Source organism: Colwellia sp. C1TZA3, assembly GCF_007954265.1.
Lineage (GTDB): Bacteria > Pseudomonadota > Gammaproteobacteria > Enterobacterales > Alteromonadaceae > Cognaticolwellia.
Window position 1 is genome coordinate 1 of sequence record NZ_VOLS01000065.1, and the last position, 20862, is coordinate 20862.

Annotated in this window: 17 protein-coding genes and 3 pseudogenes; 13 read left to right on the forward strand and 7 right to left on the reverse strand. The window is 38.0% G+C overall.

Going from position 1 to position 20862, the window contains the following annotated elements; all coding sequences use genetic code 11:
* The 4 genes and pseudogenes from ESZ39_RS18135 to ESZ39_RS15190 all read left to right on the forward strand — a co-directional run.
* Positions 1–214 (forward strand): annotated as a pseudogene (locus ESZ39_RS18135) (hypothetical protein); the annotation flags it as partial.
* 25 nt (positions 215–239) lie between these two features.
* A pseudogene (locus ESZ39_RS15180) lies at positions 240–527 on the forward strand (transposase); the annotation flags it as partial.
* A gap of 137 nt (positions 528–664) precedes the next feature.
* Positions 665–1639 (forward strand): transposase, encoded by a 975-nt coding sequence (locus ESZ39_RS15185; RefSeq protein ID WP_146880771.1) that lies wholly within the window; start codon positions 665–667, stop codon positions 1637–1639.
* 423 nt (positions 1640–2062) lie between these two features.
* Positions 2063–2392 carry a DMT family transporter gene (locus ESZ39_RS15190; protein ID WP_146880772.1) on the forward strand — a complete coding sequence of 110 codons (330 nt, stop codon included), beginning with the start codon at positions 2063–2065 and terminating at the stop codon, positions 2390–2392.
* A gap of 132 nt (positions 2393–2524) precedes the next feature.
* Here the strand turns inward: ESZ39_RS15190 and ESZ39_RS15200 are convergent.
* Both ESZ39_RS15200 and msrA read right to left on the reverse strand, forming a co-directional pair.
* Positions 2525–2674, reverse strand: a pseudogene (locus ESZ39_RS15200) (type II toxin-antitoxin system ParD family antitoxin); the annotation flags it as partial.
* Between the two features lie 421 nt (positions 2675–3095).
* Positions 3096–3689 carry a peptide-methionine (S)-S-oxide reductase MsrA gene (gene msrA / locus ESZ39_RS15205; RefSeq protein ID WP_146880773.1) on the reverse strand — a complete coding sequence of 198 codons (594 nt, stop codon included), beginning with the start codon at positions 3687–3689 and terminating at the stop codon, positions 3096–3098.
* 467 nt (positions 3690–4156) lie between these two features.
* On the opposite strand from msrA, the gene ESZ39_RS15210 reads away from it, so the two are divergent.
* The 6 genes from ESZ39_RS15210 to ESZ39_RS15235 all read left to right on the forward strand — a co-directional run bounded on the left by ESZ39_RS15210 (position 4157) and on the right by ESZ39_RS15235 (position 10092).
* On the forward strand, positions 4157–4447 hold the full coding sequence (locus ESZ39_RS15210) for a YkgJ family cysteine cluster protein (protein ID WP_146880774.1): 291 nt from the start codon (positions 4157–4159) through the stop codon (positions 4445–4447).
* Between the two features lie 448 nt (positions 4448–4895).
* Positions 4896–5435 carry an isochorismatase family protein gene (locus ESZ39_RS15215; protein ID WP_146880775.1) on the forward strand — a complete coding sequence of 180 codons (540 nt, stop codon included), beginning with the start codon at positions 4896–4898 and terminating at the stop codon, positions 5433–5435.
* 320 nt (positions 5436–5755) lie between these two features.
* On the forward strand, positions 5756–7027 hold the full coding sequence (locus ESZ39_RS15220; RefSeq protein ID WP_146880776.1) for an O-acetylhomoserine aminocarboxypropyltransferase/cysteine synthase family protein: 1272 nt from the start codon (positions 5756–5758) through the stop codon (positions 7025–7027).
* A gap of 180 nt (positions 7028–7207) precedes the next feature.
* On the forward strand, positions 7208–7432 hold the full coding sequence (locus tag ESZ39_RS15225; protein ID WP_146880777.1) for a hypothetical protein: 225 nt from the start codon (positions 7208–7210) through the stop codon (positions 7430–7432).
* Positions 7433–7480: 48 nt separating this feature from the next.
* Positions 7481–8008 (forward strand): hypothetical protein, encoded by a 528-nt coding sequence (locus ESZ39_RS15230; RefSeq protein WP_146880778.1) that lies wholly within the window; start codon positions 7481–7483, stop codon positions 8006–8008.
* A 263-nt stretch (positions 8009–8271) separates the two neighbouring features.
* Complete coding sequence (locus ESZ39_RS15235; protein ID WP_146880779.1) at positions 8272–10092, forward strand: acyl-CoA dehydrogenase C-terminal domain-containing protein; 1821 nt, start codon at positions 8272–8274, stop codon at positions 10090–10092.
* A 302-nt stretch (positions 10093–10394) separates the two neighbouring features.
* On the opposite strand, the gene ESZ39_RS15240 is transcribed toward ESZ39_RS15235, so the two are convergent.
* Complete coding sequence (locus ESZ39_RS15240) at positions 10395–11447, reverse strand: aldo/keto reductase (protein ID WP_146880780.1); 1053 nt, start codon at positions 11445–11447, stop codon at positions 10395–10397.
* Positions 11448–12262: 815 nt separating this feature from the next.
* Positions 12263–14680 carry an acyl-CoA dehydrogenase FadE gene (gene fadE / locus ESZ39_RS15245; protein WP_146880781.1) on the reverse strand — a complete coding sequence of 806 codons (2418 nt, stop codon included), beginning with the start codon at positions 14678–14680 and terminating at the stop codon, positions 12263–12265.
* A gap of 337 nt (positions 14681–15017) precedes the next feature.
* On the opposite strand from fadE, the gene ESZ39_RS15250 reads away from it, so the two are divergent.
* Positions 15018–15803 carry a class II glutamine amidotransferase gene (locus tag ESZ39_RS15250; protein ID WP_146880782.1) on the forward strand — a complete coding sequence of 262 codons (786 nt, stop codon included), beginning with the start codon at positions 15018–15020 and terminating at the stop codon, positions 15801–15803.
* A gap of 137 nt (positions 15804–15940) precedes the next feature.
* Here the strand turns inward: ESZ39_RS15250 and ESZ39_RS15255 are convergent, their stop codons facing one another.
* The 3 genes from ESZ39_RS15255 to purM are packed head-to-tail and all read right to left on the reverse strand — an operon-like array spanning position 15941 to position 18413.
* The gene (locus tag ESZ39_RS15255; protein ID WP_146880783.1) at positions 15941–16693 is read right to left on the reverse strand and encodes a DUF3108 domain-containing protein; all 753 of its coding nucleotides are present in this window, start codon (positions 16691–16693) and stop codon (positions 15941–15943) included.
* A gap of 22 nt (positions 16694–16715) precedes the next feature.
* On the reverse strand, positions 16716–17360 hold the full coding sequence (gene purN / locus ESZ39_RS15260; protein ID WP_146880784.1) for a phosphoribosylglycinamide formyltransferase: 645 nt from the start codon (positions 17358–17360) through the stop codon (positions 16716–16718).
* Between the two features lie 6 nt (positions 17361–17366).
* On the reverse strand, positions 17367–18413 hold the full coding sequence (purM, locus tag ESZ39_RS15265) for a phosphoribosylformylglycinamidine cyclo-ligase (RefSeq protein ID WP_146880785.1): 1047 nt from the start codon (positions 18411–18413) through the stop codon (positions 17367–17369).
* A 142-nt stretch (positions 18414–18555) separates the two neighbouring features.
* Here purM and ESZ39_RS15270 point away from each other — a divergent pair, with 142 nt between their 5' ends.
* Complete coding sequence (locus ESZ39_RS15270; RefSeq protein WP_146880786.1) at positions 18556–19674, forward strand: DUF2066 domain-containing protein; 1119 nt, start codon at positions 18556–18558, stop codon at positions 19672–19674.
* Positions 19671–20381, forward strand: coding sequence for a DnaA regulatory inactivator Hda (hda, locus tag ESZ39_RS15275; RefSeq protein ID WP_146880787.1), 711 nt, complete (start codon positions 19671–19673; stop codon positions 20379–20381). The genes ESZ39_RS15270 and hda overlap by 4 nt, the downstream gene beginning before the upstream one ends.
* Positions 20382–20862: the final 481 nt, after the last annotated feature.

The following is a 20862-nucleotide window of genomic DNA, read 5'->3' on the forward strand; positions in this document are numbered from 1 at the left end:
AAGAGGTATCAAGGCAGATAGTCTTGTCTCATGTTTCATCAATTTTTCAAATGCTGTTCGAGAAAGTGATGGCAAAGAACATATCAGCTTTGATGGTAAGGTCGTTTGTGGCTCCAAGCATGGTGAGGTAGATGCTTTGCAATTAATGACAATAGAATTAACAAGACACTCATTTAAAATTGAAAATCCTACACTCTACGCTAAACTAAAATAACCCACTACTTTATCTCAGGTGAGTTATGGCTACGCCAAGGAAACGACAAATCAGTTTAGTAGATACCCCTTATTATCATTGTGTGGCGCGTTTTGTACGGCGTGCTTTTTTATGTGGCGAAGATACCTTGTCAGGCTAAAGTTATGAGCACCGACGAGGATGGATAGAAGACAAGTTACACTTTCTCACCCAAGTCTTTGCGATTGATGTATGTGCCTATGCGATAATGAGTAATCATTACCATGTGGTGTTATTTATTGATGAGGCAAAGGCTAAGCAATGGAGTATAAATGACGTACTTGAGCGTTGGCATTAGAATTAACAAGACACTCATTTAAAATTGAAAATCCTACACTCATTTAAAATTGAAAATCCTACACTCATTTAAAATTGAAAATCCTACACTCTACGCTAAACTAAAATAACCCACTACTTTATCTCAGGTGAGTTATGGCTACGCCAAGGAAACGACAAATCAGTTTAGTAGATACCCCTTATTATCATTGTGTGGCGCGTTGTGTACGGCGCGCTTTTTTATGTGGCGAAGATACCTTGTCAGGCCAAAGTTATGAGCACCGACGAGGATGGATAGAAGACAAGTTACACTTTCTCACCCAAGTCTTTGCGATTGATGTATGTGCCTATGCGATAATGAGTAATCATTACCATGTGGTGTTATTTATTGATGAGGCAAAGGCTAAGCAATGGAGTATAAATGACGTACTTGAGCGTTGGCATCGCTTGCACAAAGGTACGCTACTGACACAACAATACTGCCGCGGTGACACATTAGCGAAACCGTTACTAGATATCGTTAAAGCCACGGCTGAAATCTATCGAAAACGCCTGATAAAAATCAGTTGGTTTATGGGCTATATCAATGAAAATATTGCCAGAGCGGCTAACCAAGAAGATAACTGCACAGGCAGATTTTGGGAAGGTCGGTTTAAATCTCAAGCCTTATTAGATGAAGCAGCCCTTGCTGCCTGTATGGCTTATGTTGATTTAAATCCTATTCGCGCTAATATCACCAAAACGCCTGAAAGTTCAATGCATACCAGTGTAAAACTGCGCTGTGAGCGAGCCACTAAAAGCCAACAGCCCAATACACTCTTACCCTTTGTCGGTAACCCAAGAGAAAACATGCCCAAGGGTCTACCGTTTGAGCTTACCGACTACCTACAATTAATTGAGCTAACCGGTCGATGTATAAGAGAAGATAGGCGTGGTTTTATCGAAAACAGCCTACCGAGCATACTCAACCGGTTAAATATATCTGCTGAAAACTGGTTAATCATCACGACCGAATTTAGAACACAATTTCATGGTGCGGTAGGTCACGAAGATGTGCTCAGTGATTACTGTAGGCATCAACAGTTAAAACGACAACAAAATTTAAGTCACTGCAATAAACTCTTTGCTTAACTACATGACTAACTATTCAAAAAATCCATACACATAACGAGTCATTGCTTGAGGATGATACTTGCTAGAAAAGTGATATTTTAGTGTAGAACGGGAGTAAATCGGTAATTTAGCCTCTACTTTTTAACAAAAAGTGTTATTTAATCATGACAACTGGCAAAGTATTAAAATATCAATGCTATGTAGTTAGATTGTATTTTAGATGAGTGTCATTTATATTATTTATATTTTATGGATTTCGACAATAAAATAACTATTCTCTTCAATCCATGCCTGGTACCTAACCCTTTCTCGACTTGCTGAAACCTGCACCTTGAAGTGGAGCGGGTATAGTATGGCTCTGGTTTGTAAAACTAACCCACGTTCAGAGGCTAGCACTTGGTGAGGAGTCATTTTGTCTATATTTTTATTAAAGGATTGAGTATGGGTTATTGGTATTTAGCGATAGCGATTGGTGCTGAAGTTATAGCAACATTAGCACTTAAAGCATCTGATGGTTTTTCTCATTCAACTTCTAGTACTATTTGTGTCATTGGTTATGCAGTTGCATTTTATTTCTTATCTTTAGTTCTTAAAACGGTTCCTATAGGTATTGCTTATGCCACTTGGGCTGGTATGGGGATTTTCTTAATTGCATCAATAAGTGCAGTGATATATAAACAGATACCAGATTTACCAGCGATTATAGGTATGTGCTTAATTTTGACTGGTGTTGTAGTTATTAATGTATTCTCAAAAACAGTGAGCCATTAAAACTATAAGCCATTCAAGTAGGAAAAATTTTTAAATAATCGTTTCTTTGGGTTTGTCCCTAAGTTAACTGAGTATATTTAGCTCTTTTAATTAAGTCTGACTTGGCTTTTGATGATAAAAAAAATTTAATCATTACTGGTTATCTTTATCTAGCTCAGTCAATAAATTTTCATAGTTGTAATCAGCAACACCGCTTTGTTCGCTTTGGAGTAACATATTACGTAAATTTAAAAGCTTAGTTTCCTGATCTTCTAACGCTCTTAATCCTGCTCTAACAATTTCGCATCATCGCTGGTTCATTTGTTCTATTATTGGCTAATTCGCGTACTGTTTACCAAATGGTTTGTTAAAACAAAAGATGTTATTGGTCAGAGCACTAATATTTTTAAGGATAAGTTTAATCAATAGGTACAGAGCATATTTCACCTAATCAAATTGGTATAATACCAATTACATTAAGTTATTGCTCACTTGTACTAGTTTAAATAGCTCAAGGCTGTGTTGCTCTCACTCCCAATAGCCAGCTATTGCTCAATCAAGCGCCTTACCTTGAATTATTTTTCCTGCGCACAACAAGATCACAAACTTAATGGAACTGGTATAACTTGTTAATGTGAGTCATATCGTTAAGGCCAAGCCTTCGCCGTAGTGCGGATAGTACACTTTGGTAGTGTGTGTCACTTTAAAGTTATTTATACCTTTATTAATCATGAGTAGCTCTATCACCCCAAAGCTCTTTTAAGCGTTGATCTCGACCACAGCCCCAACGGTAAGCATTATAACGTATTGGGCTATTTTTATAAAAATCTTGATGGTAGCTTTCATTACCTTTAATAGGATAAAAAGTACTAGTGGTTAATATAGGTGTAACAACGGTTTGATTAGGAAACTCTGCTATTACGGCTTCTTTTGATTGTTTAGCTAATGTTCGTTCTTGCTCGTTAGCAACAAAAATGGCACTTAGGTAGCTTGGGCCTTTATCACAAAATTGACCTCTTGCATCAAAAGGGTCAATATTTACCCAATAATGAGCTAATACAGCTTGGTAGCTGACTTTTTCTGGGTCGTAGGTTATCTCTACTGCTTCATAATGGCCTTGATGATCACCTTGATAAGTTGGATTTTTTATTTTACCGCCAGTAAAACCTGAAACAACATCTGTAACGCCAGGTAATTTCTCAAAATCAGATTCCATACACCAGAAACAACCACCCGCTAAAATGGCTTTATCTGCGTTGGCTAATGATGCATAAAAAAGCACCGATATTGATAAAACTAATCCTAATATTTTTTTCATAAAAATCTCGCATCGATATGGTGAATGAATAAATAGTTATGTTGCTATAATTAAAGACCTGTTATTGATAAAAACCATTTCACTTATGGTTAAATTTAACCGATTGAATGGCGCTGAACTTTGAAGTAAAGGTTGGCAAAACGTTGAATACCTTTTGTATTTATATCCCCAAAAAATTCATCGTTATTATGAGAAGTTTCCAGTAAAACAGCAAGTAAATTAGCTATTAAACACCGACAAGTTGGGATGCAATTCTGGCGTATGTTGTACTACTTTTAGTGGTGATCACGATGTGTTTTAAAATCGCTTAATAACTTCAAAGGCAAAAATATAGTTGGTTGCTTTCACTTAACTCAACACTTTAGCCAACTATTTCATTACTTGTTATTTGAGCCTGGGTATTATTAGCTCGAGAACGCCATCACTATAGCGTATCCTATTGGCTGTTGAGTTTATTATTGTTGTTTATGAATATTAAAGTAAAAAATTTGCCGGTGTCTGAAATATTATGTTCAAACTGTCAGGCATGTTGTTGTAGTTTAGAAGTTAGAATTATTTCAGATACAGGTGTGCCATATCAGCATATATATGTTGATGCGCAAGGGAGTGAATCAATGAGGCGCTTAGATGATGGTAAATGTTCAGCTCTAAATCGAGATACATTAATGTGTTCAATCTATGAAAACCGACCATGGGTTTGTCGTGAATTTGAGATGGGCTCGTATGAATGTATAGATGAAAGAAATGAGAAGCTGTAATATTTATCAACATCAACATCAACATCAACACCAACATCAATATTAGAGCAGTTAACCTTTCACGCCAAATAGGCGATTTTAAAAGGACAATGTATCGTTTTTGGCCTTCCTTCTTTATTATTTCAGTTAGCTGAAAACATTAGTATTAACTTTATCAAGGTCTTGAGGTTGCATATCTTATTTAAAAAGGTGAGTTTTCAGGTTCTTTTTGTTACTTTTAAATGGTGGCATTTATAACTTTATGAATGGGTTGGTGGTTTAATGGTTAGTTTAATAATATTACCCGCTAAATATTAATCAGTATGGCTAACTATAAATCTATTTTATCTTGCTAAATGTCGCGCTTAATTCGATATTACTAATACGGGTATTATGGCTAATAGTTGCTAATCATTTTATTTTTTTCAAATTTTTAGTGCGATAAGGTTTCAGTTTAAGGTGGAGTCGTATGTTAAAAAAAGAGAATACAGGGCTTATTGTTATTGATGTTCAGGGTAAACTTGCCCGTATGGTTTATGATAGTGAGGCGTTAGTTGCTAATTGTGGGAAGTTAATTAAAGGTGCACAAGCACTTGGCTTACCCATTATTTGGCTTGAACAAAATCCAGCAAAACTTGGTGCTACAGTTGCTGAACTTAGTACTTTGTTAACCGGACAAACGCCAACGATCAAGTTTACTTTTAATGCCTGTGAAACGCCTTTGTTTATAGAGCAAGTCAAAGCAGCTAATATTGATAACTGGCTTATTTGTGGTATTGAAGCCCATATTTGTGTTTATCAAACAGCGCTGCATTTGCAGCAATCTGGCTACAAAGTGCAACTTGTCAGTGATTGTGTGTCTTCACGTACACTAGCCAATAAACAGTTAGCAATAAATAAACTCGATAAGCGAGGTATAGATATTTCAGGCTTAGAAATGTGCTTATATGAACTTGTTAAAGATTGTCGTGCTGACGAGTTTAAAGAGATTTTAGCTTTAATTAGATGAGTAAATTTTAACCAGTAATAACCTGTTGTAGCTGTTAAAATCAATAATCAAGATGAAAAGCAATGGCCGATGCTACTGAGTTACTTTAAATTATTACAGCATGTTACTCCTGCTAGTTGGTGTCAGTAGATAACGTCATAACATAAAAAATTTATAATATTGTTAACTTATCTTGTAGCTATACAGCAACGATTACTTTAAATTATTTAAGGTAATCAATATAAATATACTTTTAAATAGTTATTATCCAAGTTGATTCAGGCCATACCAAGTCACTAATTTAATTAGCATAAAATATTATTTCATAGGAAAGAATTAGCATGAAACTAGAATCCATTGCCTTACATGAAGGCTATAAATCAGAAGCAACAACCAAGTCTGCCGCTGTGCCGATTTATCAAACAACTTCTTATACTTTTGATAACACGCAGCATGGGGCCGATTTGTTTGATCTGAAAGTGCCTGGCAATATTTATACCCGCATTATGAATCCAACCACCGATGTGCTGGAAAAACGTATTGCGGCAATGGAAGGAGGCATTGGCGCTTTATGTGTTGCGTCTGGCATGGCGGCTATTACTTACGCTATTCAATGCCTTTGTGAAGTGGGCGATAATATCGTCAGCACCAGTGAGCTGTATGGCGGTACCTACAACTTTTTTGCTCATTCGTTGCCCAGACAAGGTGTTGAGGCTCGGATGATTTCACATGATGATTTTGCAGCCTTTGACCAAGCTATTAACGAAAAAACCAAAGCGGTATTTTGTGAATCAATCGGTAACCCCGCAGGCAACGTAGTTGATATTACGCGTTTAGCAGAAATAGCACATAAACATGGTGTGCCATTGATTGTAGATAACACGGTTGCTACGCCTTATTTATGCAGACCTTTTGAGTTAGGTGCTGATATTGTTGTGCATTCTCTGACCAAATACATTGCCGGTCATGGCACCACGATCGGTGGTGTAATTGTCGATTCAGGAAAATTTGACTGGGTGGCCAACAAAGCACGTTTCCCAGTGATGAATGAACCTGATCCTTCGTATCATAACGTTGTTTACACCGAAGCTATGGGTCCTGCGGCCTATATTGGCCGTTGTCGCGTAGTGCCGCTAAGAAACACGGGCGCAGCGTTATCTCCAATGAGTGCCTTTCAAATTCTACAAGGGCTTGAAACTCTGGGTTTGCGTATGGACCGACATTGCGAAAACGCTGAAAAGCTTGCCACCTATCTGCAACAACATAAAAAAGTTAAATGGGTCAACTATGCGGCACTGCCTGATAGTCCTTATTTTGATAGCTGTAAAAAGATCACCAATGGTAAAGCTTCAGGTATTATAAGCTTTGGGGTAGAGGGGGGCATTGAAGCCTGTGCACGTTTTATAGATGCACTTGAAATGATTTTACGACTGGTCAATATTGGTGATGCTAAATCACTGGCTTGTCATCCAGCGTCAACCACGCATAGGCAATTGAATGAGCAAGAATTAGCCTCTGCGGGTGTTAGTGCTGATTTGATCCGAATTTCTGTTGGTATTGAACACATCGACGATATTATTGCTGATGTGAGCCAAGCATTAGAAAAGGCATAAATAAAACTTACCTGCCCTTGAAAGAGGGCATTGTTGTGTTTTTATAATAAGCTCAGACTTATATTTTGAAAGCGAACTACCTAAAAGTATGTTCTATTTTGACAATATGTTGTGCGTTTTTTTGCTCATTTACACTTTACTAAAACCTCTTGAAGAGGTTTTAGTAAAAGGAGAATTGTCTTGAATATCAATATAACATTTGTTGGTGAATTAATATTTTACTCAATGTTTATCGTCGGTGGTTTAAGTTATTACTTAGGTAAACGTAAAACGTCTAGCCCCAAAGTAGCAACATTAATTGGTGTAGCCTTATGTATTACTCCACCGCTTAACTTAGCTTATCTAATTGTTTTAATGCTCAAAAACGATTTGGTAATCAATGAAAATATTGAGACTGAAATATAATTTTTCATTAACAATTTTCAAAAAATTTTATAAATGTATTAGGTAAATATGACAGATAAAGAACTGATGAGTATTTTAAATACCTCAGCTAACCAAGAAGTTTTTTTTGGCCCACAAGGCTTTAAGCAGGTAGCAACTCAAGACGAATTAAATAAGGCACAGCTTGGCTTTGGCATAAGTGAATTAGGTCAAGCGGCAGCCAGTGACGATTTATCCAGCGAAGCAAAAGGCTGTTGGCAAGCCTCATGGCAGGTTTTTGCCCGTGATACCGAATTAGGTGATCCGTATTTTGTTGACACCAATCAAACAGAATTACCCGTTTATACGGGATTTTTAGCTGAAGCAGGTTGGGAAGTAGAGCAAGTAGCAACGAGCCTAGTCAGTTATATCGCTTGTATGCAGTTGCTGTTTAATCATGGTCAACAAACCCAAGCACAATTTTTTCCAGACCCAAATAGTGTTATTGATGAAACCATATTGCAGCAGTTACAACAACAATTGATTGAGCTTTCTGGTTGTCAGCACTTCTGGCAACTGTTTATGCAATGTTACCTCGATTGGCTTATTGAAGATTAGCAAATTTATTTAATTTTTTTGCATACAATAGGCTGTTTACTCACTATTTTCTTCAGTTATCACTTGTTTATTGTTTGAAATATAGACATGTATAGTGCGGGTTTTACTTTCAACTATTTGTTTATAATATGTTATTTTTATATTCAACCATTTATTCTAGTAAAAGTCAAAATAGTGGTATGACCAGTAACTAGATCTGTGTATACTCGATATCACTTGTGCAGTAATGCAAAAAATTATTATTAAAAGTGTTGGAGTTAAGCATGCTAAGTTATAAAGCACCGATAGCAGACATCAAATTTTTGTTTGAAGATGTATTTAATTATTACGATCATTACAAAAAACACCCTGAATTTGAAGAAGCAACACCTGATTTAGTTGATGCCATTTTAGAAGAGTGTGCAAAATTTAGTGAAAACGAATTGCTACCGCTTAACCAAAGCGCTGATGAAGAAGGTTGTACCTTTGATAATGGTGTTGTAACAACGCCTAAAGGCTTTAAAGAAGCTTATCAGAAATTTGTTGAAGGTGGCTGGCCTAGTTTGTCACATGCTGTTGAGTACGGTGGTCAAGGCTTACCGTCATCGTTGGGCATGGTAATGTCTGAATTGATGGGCACGGCCAACTGGTCTTGGGCCATGTATCCAGGCTTAAGTCATGGTGCGATGAATACTATTGATACGCACGGTACTCATGAGCAAAAAGAATTATACCTCACACGCCTTATTGAAGGGTCGTGGACCGGTACTATGTGTTTAACTGAACCGCAATGTGGTACAGATTTAGGCCAAGTTAAAACTAAAGCTGAGCCAAATGGGGATGGTACTTATAACCTTACGGGTACTAAAATTTTCATCTCAGCCGGTGAGCATGACTTAACTGATAATATTATTCATATTGTATTAGCAAGAATACCGGGCGCGCCTGCAGGTACTAAGGGTATTTCACTCTTTATTGTACCTAAAATGCAAACCGACGAGCAAGGTACGCTTGGTGAGTTCAATAATGTTTCCTGTGGCTCTATTGAGCATAAAATGGGTATTAAAGGCTCAGCAACAGCAGTGCTTAATTTTGATAATGCTAAAGGCGTGTTAATTGGTCCTGAAAATAAAGGTTTAGAATGTATGTTCACCTTTATGAATGTCGCACGTGTTGGCACGGCATTACAAGGTGTTTGTGCCGCTGAATTGGCTTATCAGAACTCATTGATTTACGCGAAAGAGCGTTTGTCTATGCGTTCATTATCAGGCACAAAGCATGCTGACAAAGTAGCTGACCCGATTATTTGTCACCCCGACGTACGCAAAATGCTAATGACCCAAAAAGCCATTAGTGAAGGCGGCCGTGCGATGATTTATTACACCGCAAAAATTGTTGATGATATAGATAATGCTAAAACTGAAGAAGATCGTAAAAATGCCGACTTTCGCCTAGGTTTTATTACACCCATTTTAAAAGCTTTTTTAACTGAGTTAGGCTCAGAAAGTGCCAATCATGGCTTACAAATTTTTGGTGGTCATGGTTTCATTAAAGAATGGGGCATGGAACAAATTGTGCGTGACACGCGTATTGCAACGCTTTATGAAGGTACAACTGGTATTCAAGCGCTAGATTTATTAGGCCGTAAAGTGTTGATGACACGTGGTAAATCGTTAAATGCCTTTGCTAAAGAAATACTGATTTTTTGTAAAGATCACAGCATGATATCGAGTAATCCACATAAACGTCAAATGAACAAGTTTATCTGGCCTTTAAGTACATCGGTAGCGAAATGGCAACAATATACTATTCGCTTAGGCCTTAAAGCTAAAAAAGATCGTGACGTTATTGGTTCTGCTTCAGTAGACTTTTTAATGTACTCAGGTTATATCGTTATGGCCTATTTTTGGGCGCAAATGGCGCAAGCTGCCTATGAAAAGTTAGCGACTGATGTTGAAAACAGAGATTTTTATCGGGCAAAAATTAAAACAGCTGAGTTTTACTTTGAACGCTTATTGCCACGTACTAAGTCATTAGCGGTTACTATGATGGCTGATCCTAAGACCTTAATGCAGTTAGATGAAGAGTTATTATCTTTCTTGTAAGGCATTAGTTTTAATTATATTTTACTGATATTTTGTCTAGGTTTTAGGTAAAACCTAATTTAGATAATAAAATAAAAAGGCCGTATTTCATTGGGAATATGGCCTTTTTCGATCTACCAGCAAACAGCTTTTTTGTTATAAGTTTTTTATTTTATAGTTTATCTACTTATCTACTGTGAGATTTTGATGGCTTTCTTGCTATATGATGTGGCTAAAAAATGCAAAAAAATAACTGCTATGCAAATTAACACAGCAGCTATAAGCGTTTTTTCCACCTTATGCATAGCTAAATGTATGTCTGGCTAAAACGGTGATGGGAACTGCTGTAGTACTGGTTTAATATCTTCAAGCACATCAGTGGTTAGTGGGTGATTAAAAGCTGCAATATTTTCTGTCAATTGTTGCATATTAGTTGCACCAATAATGGTTGAAGTTACACCTTGTACTTGCTTACACCAAGCTAAAGCTAAATGGGCTGGCGAGATGTTATGTTTTTTGGCAATGTCGACATAGGCTTGTACGGCCGCTGCAGTATTTGTTGTATCTCTAAAAAGACCATTGCGTTGCATAAAGGTAAAGCGACTACCTGCTGGGCGTTGGCCATTGAGGTATTTACCGGTTAGTAACCCTGTTGCCAGTGGCGACCAAGGTAAATAGGCGATATCTTCAAGGATACAATTTTCAATTAAATATGGCCAATCTTTAGTATGTAACAAACTAAATTCATTTTGTATTGAGACCATACGTGGCAAGTTATGCTCAGCACTTAAACGTAAATACTGGTTAATACCCCAAGGAGTATCATCTGATAGTCCGCAATAGCGAATTTTACCGGCCTTAACACAACTTTCTAAGCCTTGGAGTATGTCTAACATTTCTTCATTTTGTTGTTTAACATTGACCTGCGGATAGTTAATACCATTTGGCCAATGCCGACCAAAGTGGGGCGACTGACGGTTAGGCCAGTGTAACTGGTAAAGATCAATATAATCAGTTTGTAAGCGCTTTAATGACGCGTCAACCGCGGCAATAACACTGGCGCCTGATATATTACTGCCATCACGAATGTAGGAGAATCCGGGGCCAGCAATTTTTGACGCTAAAACAACGTTTTTGCGACGTGATGGATTAGCGCCAAGCCAATGGCCAATTATTTCCTCAGTTTTACCGTAAGTCTCTGCACTAGGCGGTACGGCGTACATTTCAGCTGTATCAATAAAGTTGATGCCTTGTGATTGAGCATAATCGAGTTGGGCATTAGCATCGCTTTGATTGTTTTGTAATCCCCAAGTCATACTGCCTAAACAAACAGGCGACACCTCTAGTGAGCTACTGCCTAATCGAACATATTTCATTTTAGTAACCTTTTATAATTTGTTTAAATATCGAATGCTAAATGCAAAATTTATAGTGTTGGGTCAGGGTTTAATCAAAAATTAAAAATCATTGTATGGCGCAACCTCAATGGGGCAATTGTTAATAAAGGTTTGTGCCCGCATGGGTATTTTCAATAGCTAACATTATCAATACTAGATTAAATTATATGCAAGAGGCTAGTATAAATAGTAGTAAAAAATCGCGGGCATATTCTTACTAGGTACTTAATGTCTTGATGTTTTTTACGCAGATAACTTAGATAGTCTTGCTTTTTAGCGCTTCAACTTCATCAGTTAATTTAACTGATTTTTTCAAACAGCACAAAGTTTTAGTGGCATTGTTATTAGAATTTTATGGCCATAATAATGGCCAATACTTGCTTTGTCACTATTGGTTGAAATTGAGCATTGATCTAGGCTGATATTAACCGAATCAATTATTATGTTTTTATAGCGCGGGTCATTATACTGAGGCAATCAAACGGTCAGTAGGTAAAAGCCATATTAGCAAAGGTATATCCTTAAGGCATAGACAGTGCTTTATGGTGTTATACCAGTTCCATTAAGTTTGTGATCTTGTTGTGCGCAGGAAAAATAATTCAAGGTAAGGCGCTCGATTGAGCAATAGCTGGCTATTGGGAGTGAGAGCAACACAGCCTTGAGCTATTTTAACTAGTACAAGTGAGCAATAACTTAATGGGATTGGTGTTACTGGCTAATAATTTTTGAACAAAAAAAAGCCCATTATCGCTGTTGGCAGTAATGGGCTTTATGGTAATGTTTTTCTGAAAAAATTAACCTGCTTTTAAATAATCAGAGTCAAAGTCATCAACATCAATGGTCGCTTTACGAGCAACTTCTGTGGCGGTGAGTAACGCGGCTTCTTTTTCAGTGATAATATTCGCCGCTAGGCCTTTTGCAGCAACAAGATCAAGTTGATAAAATGGCAGGCGCTGACCCAGTTCACGACAAATTTTGTCAAAAATAGGCTCACAAGCAATAATATCTTCAAGCGTTTGTTCTAATTGACCTAAAACATTGCCCGATTCACGCGTAAGGTATTGACCTTTTCCTAAGCGTGACCGCGTTTCATTAGGGTATTGCAGTAAGGCCGCCACTTTATGATCGGTTTTATCTGACGGTTTTTTCAACCAACAGCCAAGTGGTAAAATGATCAGTCGCAATACTTTAGCTACTATCCGATTTGGGAAGTTGTTAATGAGTTCATCAATCGCTTGTTGAATATTGTATAGGCTATCCTCTAAGGCCCACTGTACTAAGGGTAAGTCAGCGCTCTGACGACCTTCATCGTTGTAACGTTTAAGCGTGGCAGACGCTAAGTATAAATAGCTCAAAATATCCCCGAGTCGTGCTGAAATACGTTCTTTGCGCTTTAAGTCTCCGCCTAAGGTTAACATAGCAATATCAGAGAGCATGGCTAAGTTTGAGCTAAAGCGGGTCATTAGTTGGTAATAACGTCGAGTTTCATCGTTATAAGGTGAGCTGAGGGCATAACTGCCGGTAAAAGAAAACCAAACACTACGACAAATATTACTCACAGCAAAGCCAATATGACCAAATAAAGCATGATCAAAATCATTAAGTGCTTGTGTTTTATCTTCATTATTTGCCGCTGATAATTCAGCCAGTACATAAGGATGGCAGCGAATAGCGCCTTGACCATAAATAATCATACTGCGAGTGAGTATATTTGCACCTTCAACAGTAATAGCAACGGGGGCACCTTGGTAGGCACGGGCAAGATAGTTACTAGGTCCCATACAAATACCTTTACCGCCATGGATATCCATAGCATCGGCGACACAGGTGCGCATTTTTTCGGTCAGGTGATATTTAACAATCGCAGACACTACACTGGGTTTTTCGCCCATATCAATTGCGCCTGTCGACATAGTCGTTACTGCGTCCATTAGGTAGGCATTACCACCTATGCGTGCTAATGGTTCTTCGACACCTTCCATTTTACCGATAGATATTTTAAATTGGCGACGAATACGACTGTAAGCGCCTGTTGCTAATGCTAGCGACTTGATACCGCCGGTACTATTGGAAGGCAAGGTAATAGCGCGGCCAACAGATAAACATTCAACTAGCATGCGCCAGCCTTGTCCTGCCATTTCAGGACCACCAATGATGAAACTCAATGGTACAAAAACGTCATTACCTTGGGTTGGACCATTTTGAAACGGTACGTTAAGTGGAAAATGACGACGACCAGTAATAACACCCTCGATATCTGTGGGTATTAATGCACAGGTAATGCCTAAGTTTTCTTCTTCACCTAGCAGGTGTTCAGGGTCTTGTAATTTAAATGCTAGGCCTAATACCGTTGCAACAGGGGCTAAGGTGATGTAACGCTTATCCCATGTTAAACGCATGCCAAGCACTTCTTCACCCTCAAACTCACCACGACAGACAATACCAAAATCAGGAATGGCGCCAGCATCAGAACCCGCTTCAGGGCTTGTTAATGCAAAACAAGGAATTTCATCACCTTTAACAAGTCGCGGTAAATAATAATTTTGTTGTTCTTCTGTTCCGTAATGTTGTAATAATTCACCCGGACCGAGTGAATTAGGGACACCAACGGTAGATGATAAAACAGTACTGACACTGGAAAGCTTTTGTAAGACACAAGATTGAGCATAGGCGCAAAATTCAAGACCACCGTATTGCTTTTTAATGATCATCGCGAAAAACTTATTATCTTTAAGGTATTGCCATACTTCGGGTGTTAAATCGGCAAGCTCATGAGTTGTTTGCCAATCATCAGTCATACGGCAAACTTCTTCTACGGGGCCATCTAAAAAGGCTTGTTCTTCTGCGCTTAATCTTGGTTTAGGATAGTTATGAAGCTTTTTCCAATCGGGTGTGCCACGAAATAACTCCGCTTCAAACCAGGTGGTGCCAGCGTCAATAGCTTCTTGTTCAGTTTTTGACATTTCGGGCATAATGCCCCGAAAAATAGCGAGTAAAGGACTAGAAATATACTGTTTTCGCACATCAGCAATATTTAATGGCACAGCGATAATAGCAAAAAGTAGCCAACCTAAGAAAGAGATCACTTGGGAAAAAGTTCCCACGATCATCAGTAAGGTGAATGCTATAGTAAATGTTGAGAGTGAGGCGCGTGAATAAGCCATAAACCCGCATAATGCTATAGCAATGAGTATCCAAGTTAAATAGTCCACGTAGTTTCCTTAATGTTGATTTTTTGGCCAACGTTGGTAAAGTCAGACCAGAGCTTAAGGTCGGACCAGAGTAGTAGTTCAAGCTTAATTCGTCTGATAGATAATTTCAAATTATTTATTGTTACTGCTGTCCTTTACTAGGATTATTTGCTGTAAAAAATTAAAACAGTATTAATTACTGACCATAACAAAGTAAAATGGTTTGGTAAGCTCTATTAATTTAAGTTTAAAGAATAGACTAGTGTTACTTTTTCTTTTTCTTACTGATACCTGAACTGTTAGCAGGGTACTTTTTAGGTATTAATTTCATCAATTTTTGTTTTATTGGTTTTATTTTATGTGTGAATTAATGGCCATGAGTGCCAATGTACCTACGGATATTTGTTTTAGTTTTAGTGGTTTAATGCAGCGTGGTGGCAATACTGGGCCACATAAAGATGGCTGGGGTATTACTTTTTATGAAGGCAAGGGTTGTCGCAGCTTTAAAGATCCGCTCCCGAGCGCGCATTCACCTATTGCTCAGCTGGTGACTGATTATCCGATCAAAAGTGAAACAGTGATCTGTCATATACGACAGGCAAATTCTGGTAATGTATCTTTGGTTAATACCCACCCATTTGTTCGTCCTATGTGGGGTAAAAATTGGACTTACGCGCACAATGGCCAATTAGCTGATTATAAAGCTACGTTAGCGACAAAGTATCATTTACCTATTGGAGAAACCGATAGCGAACAGGCTTTTTGTTGGATATTAGATCAGCTGTTAGAAGAGTTTAACGGTGATCAGCCTAATGCTGAAGTATTATTTCACTATATTATTGGGCTATGCAAGCAAATCAATAAGTTAGGTGTATTCAATTTGTTGTTAACCGATGGTGATTTTTTATTGGTTTATTGTACCAACAACTTACATTGGCTAACGCGACGTGCACCGTTTGGTAAAGCGAGTTTAATTGACGCAGAAATGGTGGTGAATTTTGATCAAGAAACTACTGAAAATGATATTGTTACTGTTATTGCGACTCAACCATTAACGGATGATGAAACCTGGCAAAAAATGCAAGTGGGCGAAGGTTTATTGTTTTGTAAAGGGCAGCTAATTTTTGCAAGTAAGCAGGACTGATCAAAACTTAAAGAAAACTGAATAAAGTGACTTTAACTGAGTCACTGCTTATTCAATCATTTTTAACTCAGTTACTTTTCAATTAACCACTTTATGATAATTGGTTAAAAAATTATTGAAAGTTTATTGAGGTTTAATTATTTGCTTGAAGCGGGCGTGGCATCGGTGTTGGTCACTGATTTTAATTGTACTTCAAATTGCTCGACATCAGCTTTAATTTGATAAAGCTTTACTAAAAGATAATCTAACTCAGGTGCAAACCAAGCGTAAGTAATGCGCTTTTTTTCAACAACTTCACGTTTAAGTCTAATCGTTTTCACCAAGCCATAAGGCAACATTAGTTCTTCTTTACCGTCATATTGATAAACGTAATTTTTGATTGTCCCTGATGTTTTAATAACAGGGTAGACAAAATGCTCTTGTTCAGGATTAGTGATCATATTGAGACGATGTTGCAGATGGTAACTGAGCGAGTCTTGAATATTTTCAGGAAATTTTATACTTTTTTCTTGCTCTTTTATCTCATCAATAGCGCTATTATTTGCTGTGTCATAACGCCATTTATAATGTTTGTCAGAGCCAGTACCTCCGCGTTTGTATTCATAATTTTCTGGCGTTACTTTATAGCCTTCAAGCTTAACAACTGAGGTTTCTTCACGACTATCTGAGAAAATTAACCATTCAATTTCTGTTTGGTAACTGTATTTCGCTAAGCCATTAGCTAAATAGCTTAACTTACGTGTAGCTTCGCCAATAGCTTTATTGTTTCGTAAAATGGTATATTGAGCATTAAATGCAGGGATCACGACACTATTTTCTTTGTCTGCTGCCATAACACTAAAGCTTAGACTAGACAAAAGTAAAGGGATATAAGGTAATGATTTCAACATGGTAAACTCTCTAAATTAAATACTATTCTTCGCTAGCATACCCCGAAATAGGTAAGATTACACCATCAAATAATGCATACTCTTCTTTCATTGTTACGCGCTTAGCACAACACCAATTAACCACCATGGGGTAAATACGATGTTCTTGTTGATGCACACGTTGAGCAAGATCATCGGCATTGTCTTCTGGAAAAACAGGTACTTTTGCTTGTAAAATAACCGGTCCACCATCAAGTTCTTCAGTAACAAAATGCACACTAACACCATGTTCAGTATCACCGGCGTCAATGGCTCGTTGATGGGTATGTAAACCTTGATATTTAGGTAATAGAGAAGGGTGGATATTAATTAAACGACCTTGAAACTTTTGCACAAATTCAGCAGTTAAAATGCGCATAAAACCTGCTAGCACAATCAAATCAGGTTGATAATTATTAATTTCAGCGACTAAGGCACTATCGTAATCTTCTCGGCTGTCAAAGTCTTTGTGTGAAAGCACCGCGGTTGCTATATCAGCATCTTGTGCTCGTGTTAAACCATAGGCGTCAGCTTTGTTAGATACTACAGCGACGATTTCGCCGCCATAGTTGTCTTGCTTACAGGCATCAATAATCGCCTGTAAGTTAGTGCCGCCGCCGGAAATAAGTACTACAATTCGGCTTCGCATCAATGATTAACCTTTGTTGATAATAACTTGTTCTTGGCCTGCTTGTAGATCAGCAATTTCACCAATATGCCAAGCGTTTTCGCCTTGCGCGTTAAGAATCTCGATGCTTTGTGCTAAATGCTCAGCAGGTACTACGATGATCATACCAACGCCACAGTTAAATGTGCGATACATTTCATGTTCGCTGATGTTGCCATTGTCTTGCAACCAATTAAAGATGGCCGGCCATTGCCAGCTATTGCCGTCAACAATCGCTTGAGCGCTGTCTGGCAAAACACGAGGAATATTTTCCCAAAAGCCGCCACCAGTAATATGTGACAAGGCGTGCACATCAACATGCTTAAGTAGTTCTAAAACTGACTTAACATAAATTTTTGTTGGTGCTAAAAGATGCTCAGCTAACGGTTTTCCATCAAGTAAGTCATCGGTGTTGGTATTATTTACTTCTAATACTTTTCGTACTAAAGAGAAACCGTTTGAGTGAGCACCAGAAGAGCCAAGCGCAACGAGTTGGTCACCCGCGGCTACTTTAGTGCCATCAATTAAACGTGATTTTTCAGCTACGCCAACGCAAAAACCAGCGATATCGTAGTCGCCTTTGTGGTACATGCCTGGCATTTCAGCGGTTTCACCACCTACTAATGCACAACCAGCTTGGACACAACCTTCTGCAATACCTTCAACAACGGCTGAAGCAACGTCAACATCAAGTTTTGCTGTGGCGTAGTAATCAAGGAAAAATAGTGGTTCAGCACCTTGTACGATTAAATCGTTTACACACATCGCTACTAAGTCGATACCGACGGTGTCATGTTTTTTTAAATCTATGGCTAAACGCAATTTTGTACCAACGCCATCCGTTCCAGCAACCAGTACGGGCTCTTTATAACCAGTAGGAAGTTGACAGACAGAGCCAAAACCACCTAGACCCCCCATAACTTCTGGACGAGTAGTGCGTTTTACAGCACCTTTAATATTTTCAACTAGGGCATTACCTGCATCTATATCAACGCCAGCATCTTTATAATTTAAAGATTGTTTTTCTTCGCTCACGGGGGAACCTCAATTATGTTGTTAGTTTGCTTGTACGATAAAGGCGCACATTCTATCAGCGCAAAGACGTGCTGAAAATCTTTAAAATAATTTATTTTTTATAAGTGATAAAAATCAGCAACATTATGATAAGATCTTCATTATGAAACACATGTTAATGCTAAATATGTTCAGAAATTGTTTGATATTCTTATGCCTTGTATTACCGCTTAAAATTAGCGCTATCGAGGTCGAAAACTTGTACAGCGCAAAAGTAGCTGTGGCGTCACAATCAAATGGCGATCGTAATCAAGCACTTAAAAATGCCTTGCGAGCTATTTTAGTCAAGGTCGGCGGTAATGACATTGATCATCCGCTTGTTAATCAAGCAATAAACAACTACAACATGTACGTTACGCAATATCAATATATTCGCCAGAATAAGGAAATATTACTTAATGTTTCTTTTAATGAAGCTAAGATCAATCAATTATTTAAAGCCAGCGACTTGCCGATTTGGGGGCAATTACGACCACAAGTGATGGTTTGGTTGGTTGAGGAAGATGGCTTTAAGCGCAAGATAATTTCTGCAACGTCGAACTCTTTGTTACCCCTCGTTATTGATGGATTCTCTCAGTTGAGAGGTTTGCCATTAGTTATGCCAATAATGGATTTAACTGACCTTAATGCTTTAACATTAACCGATGTTTGGGGGCGTTTTTCAAAACCAGTAGCACAAGCGTCTATGCGTTATATGGCCGAAGCGGTGGTTGTAATTAGAGTGTCAAACTCAAGCTTAGTTGCCGCCCAAAATGACCCCTTAGATTGTCCTCAGTGCCAAGTCAATAACTTAGCCCTAGACTGGAGTTTAATGACTGACGCGCAAGATGAGCATGCACAAGTTTTTAGCGAACAATACTTAGGTAATAATGTTGATGAGTTATTAACCGCTGCTTTGTCTGATATCACCGACATTATTTATCAGCAATATGCCTTATTAACAACTAACAGTAACGAGTTTGAAATAGATGTTGCCAATGTTGCCTCATTAGTGGACTTAATCGCAGTGTCAGATTTTCTTGCAGAATTGTCTGCTGTGCAATCAGTACAATTGGTCAGTGCGAAAGGCACTAATCGTCGCTTTAAATTGTCGTTAATTGGTTCAAAACAAGCCTTGCTTGCTTCATTAAAATTAAGTGAACAGCTCAATCGTTATGTTGATCCCCTCGCTGCGCCTGAGAGCATAGAACAAGTGCCGGTATTTTATTGGGGTAAAAAGTGAAGAAAGTCTCGCAACTCACTCTGTCCGTACAATTACCTGACGATGAAACTTTCGCGAGCTTTAAAAGTGAAAGCAACCAAATGGTTGTGCAACAGTTAAGGCATTTTCTTGATCACATAGGGGATGAAAACAAACAAGTACATAGTTTGTTTTTGTTTGGTTTAGCCGACGTCGGTAAAAGTCATTTGTTACACGCCAGTTGTGCCTATGCTGACACGTTAGGCATAACCTCGTTGTGTTTGTCGTTCTCTGAGCTTACTCAACTTTCGGTTGATGTACTTGACGGTTTAGAAAATATTGATCTAGTCTGCCTAGATGATATTCAATTGATCGCAGGTAATAATATCTGGCAACAAGGCGTGTTTGATTTATATAACCGTATGGTTGAGGAAAACAAATGCCTAATTATTACCGGTGATCAAAGCGCTGCACAGTTAACTATTAGTTTGCCTGATTTGGTATCTCGGCTAAGTTGGGGCTTAACAGAACAATTAAAGCCTTTGTCAGATAAAGAAAAGTCGTTTGCCTTGCAATACCGTGCACAACAACGGGGTTTAACAATGAATGATGATGTGGCGAGGTTTTTAATTAATCGTTTATCGCGTGATATGACTAGCTTAATTGCCGCATTAGAACAACTTGACCAGGCATCAATCAGAGAACAGCGCCGTATCACTATTCCCTTTATTAAAGATGTCTTGTTTTAAATAACTAGTGATTTACATCATGGTAATGTAAACACGAATGATTTAAAAACTAGTAGCTTAAAACTAGGCATTTCAATTATCCGTTTAATTTCTTTAATTCATTAGTTTAAAGTCTAAAAAACCAAGTACCTTATGCTTAAACTTATGTGGATCTTCAAATAAACTGAGGGTTTTAGTTAAATGATTTCAGGGCTGTAGCTAGGTCAGTACAACTCCAAACTATGCCACCCATGATAACTACAAACCATGCCACCCATCACAAACAATCCCACCTATGATAACTACAAACCATAATGATATGAAGGTTGGTACCTTTCTGGTTTATTAAAATACCCATTTATTAAATAAAGTGAGTGACCTGGTTTAATGGATACGACTACCTCAGTTAAGACATAATAGCCTTAACTGGAGAACTGAAATGACCAAACGTAAAAAATATACAAAAGAATTTAAACTTGATGCGATTTCTTTAGTCAGAGAT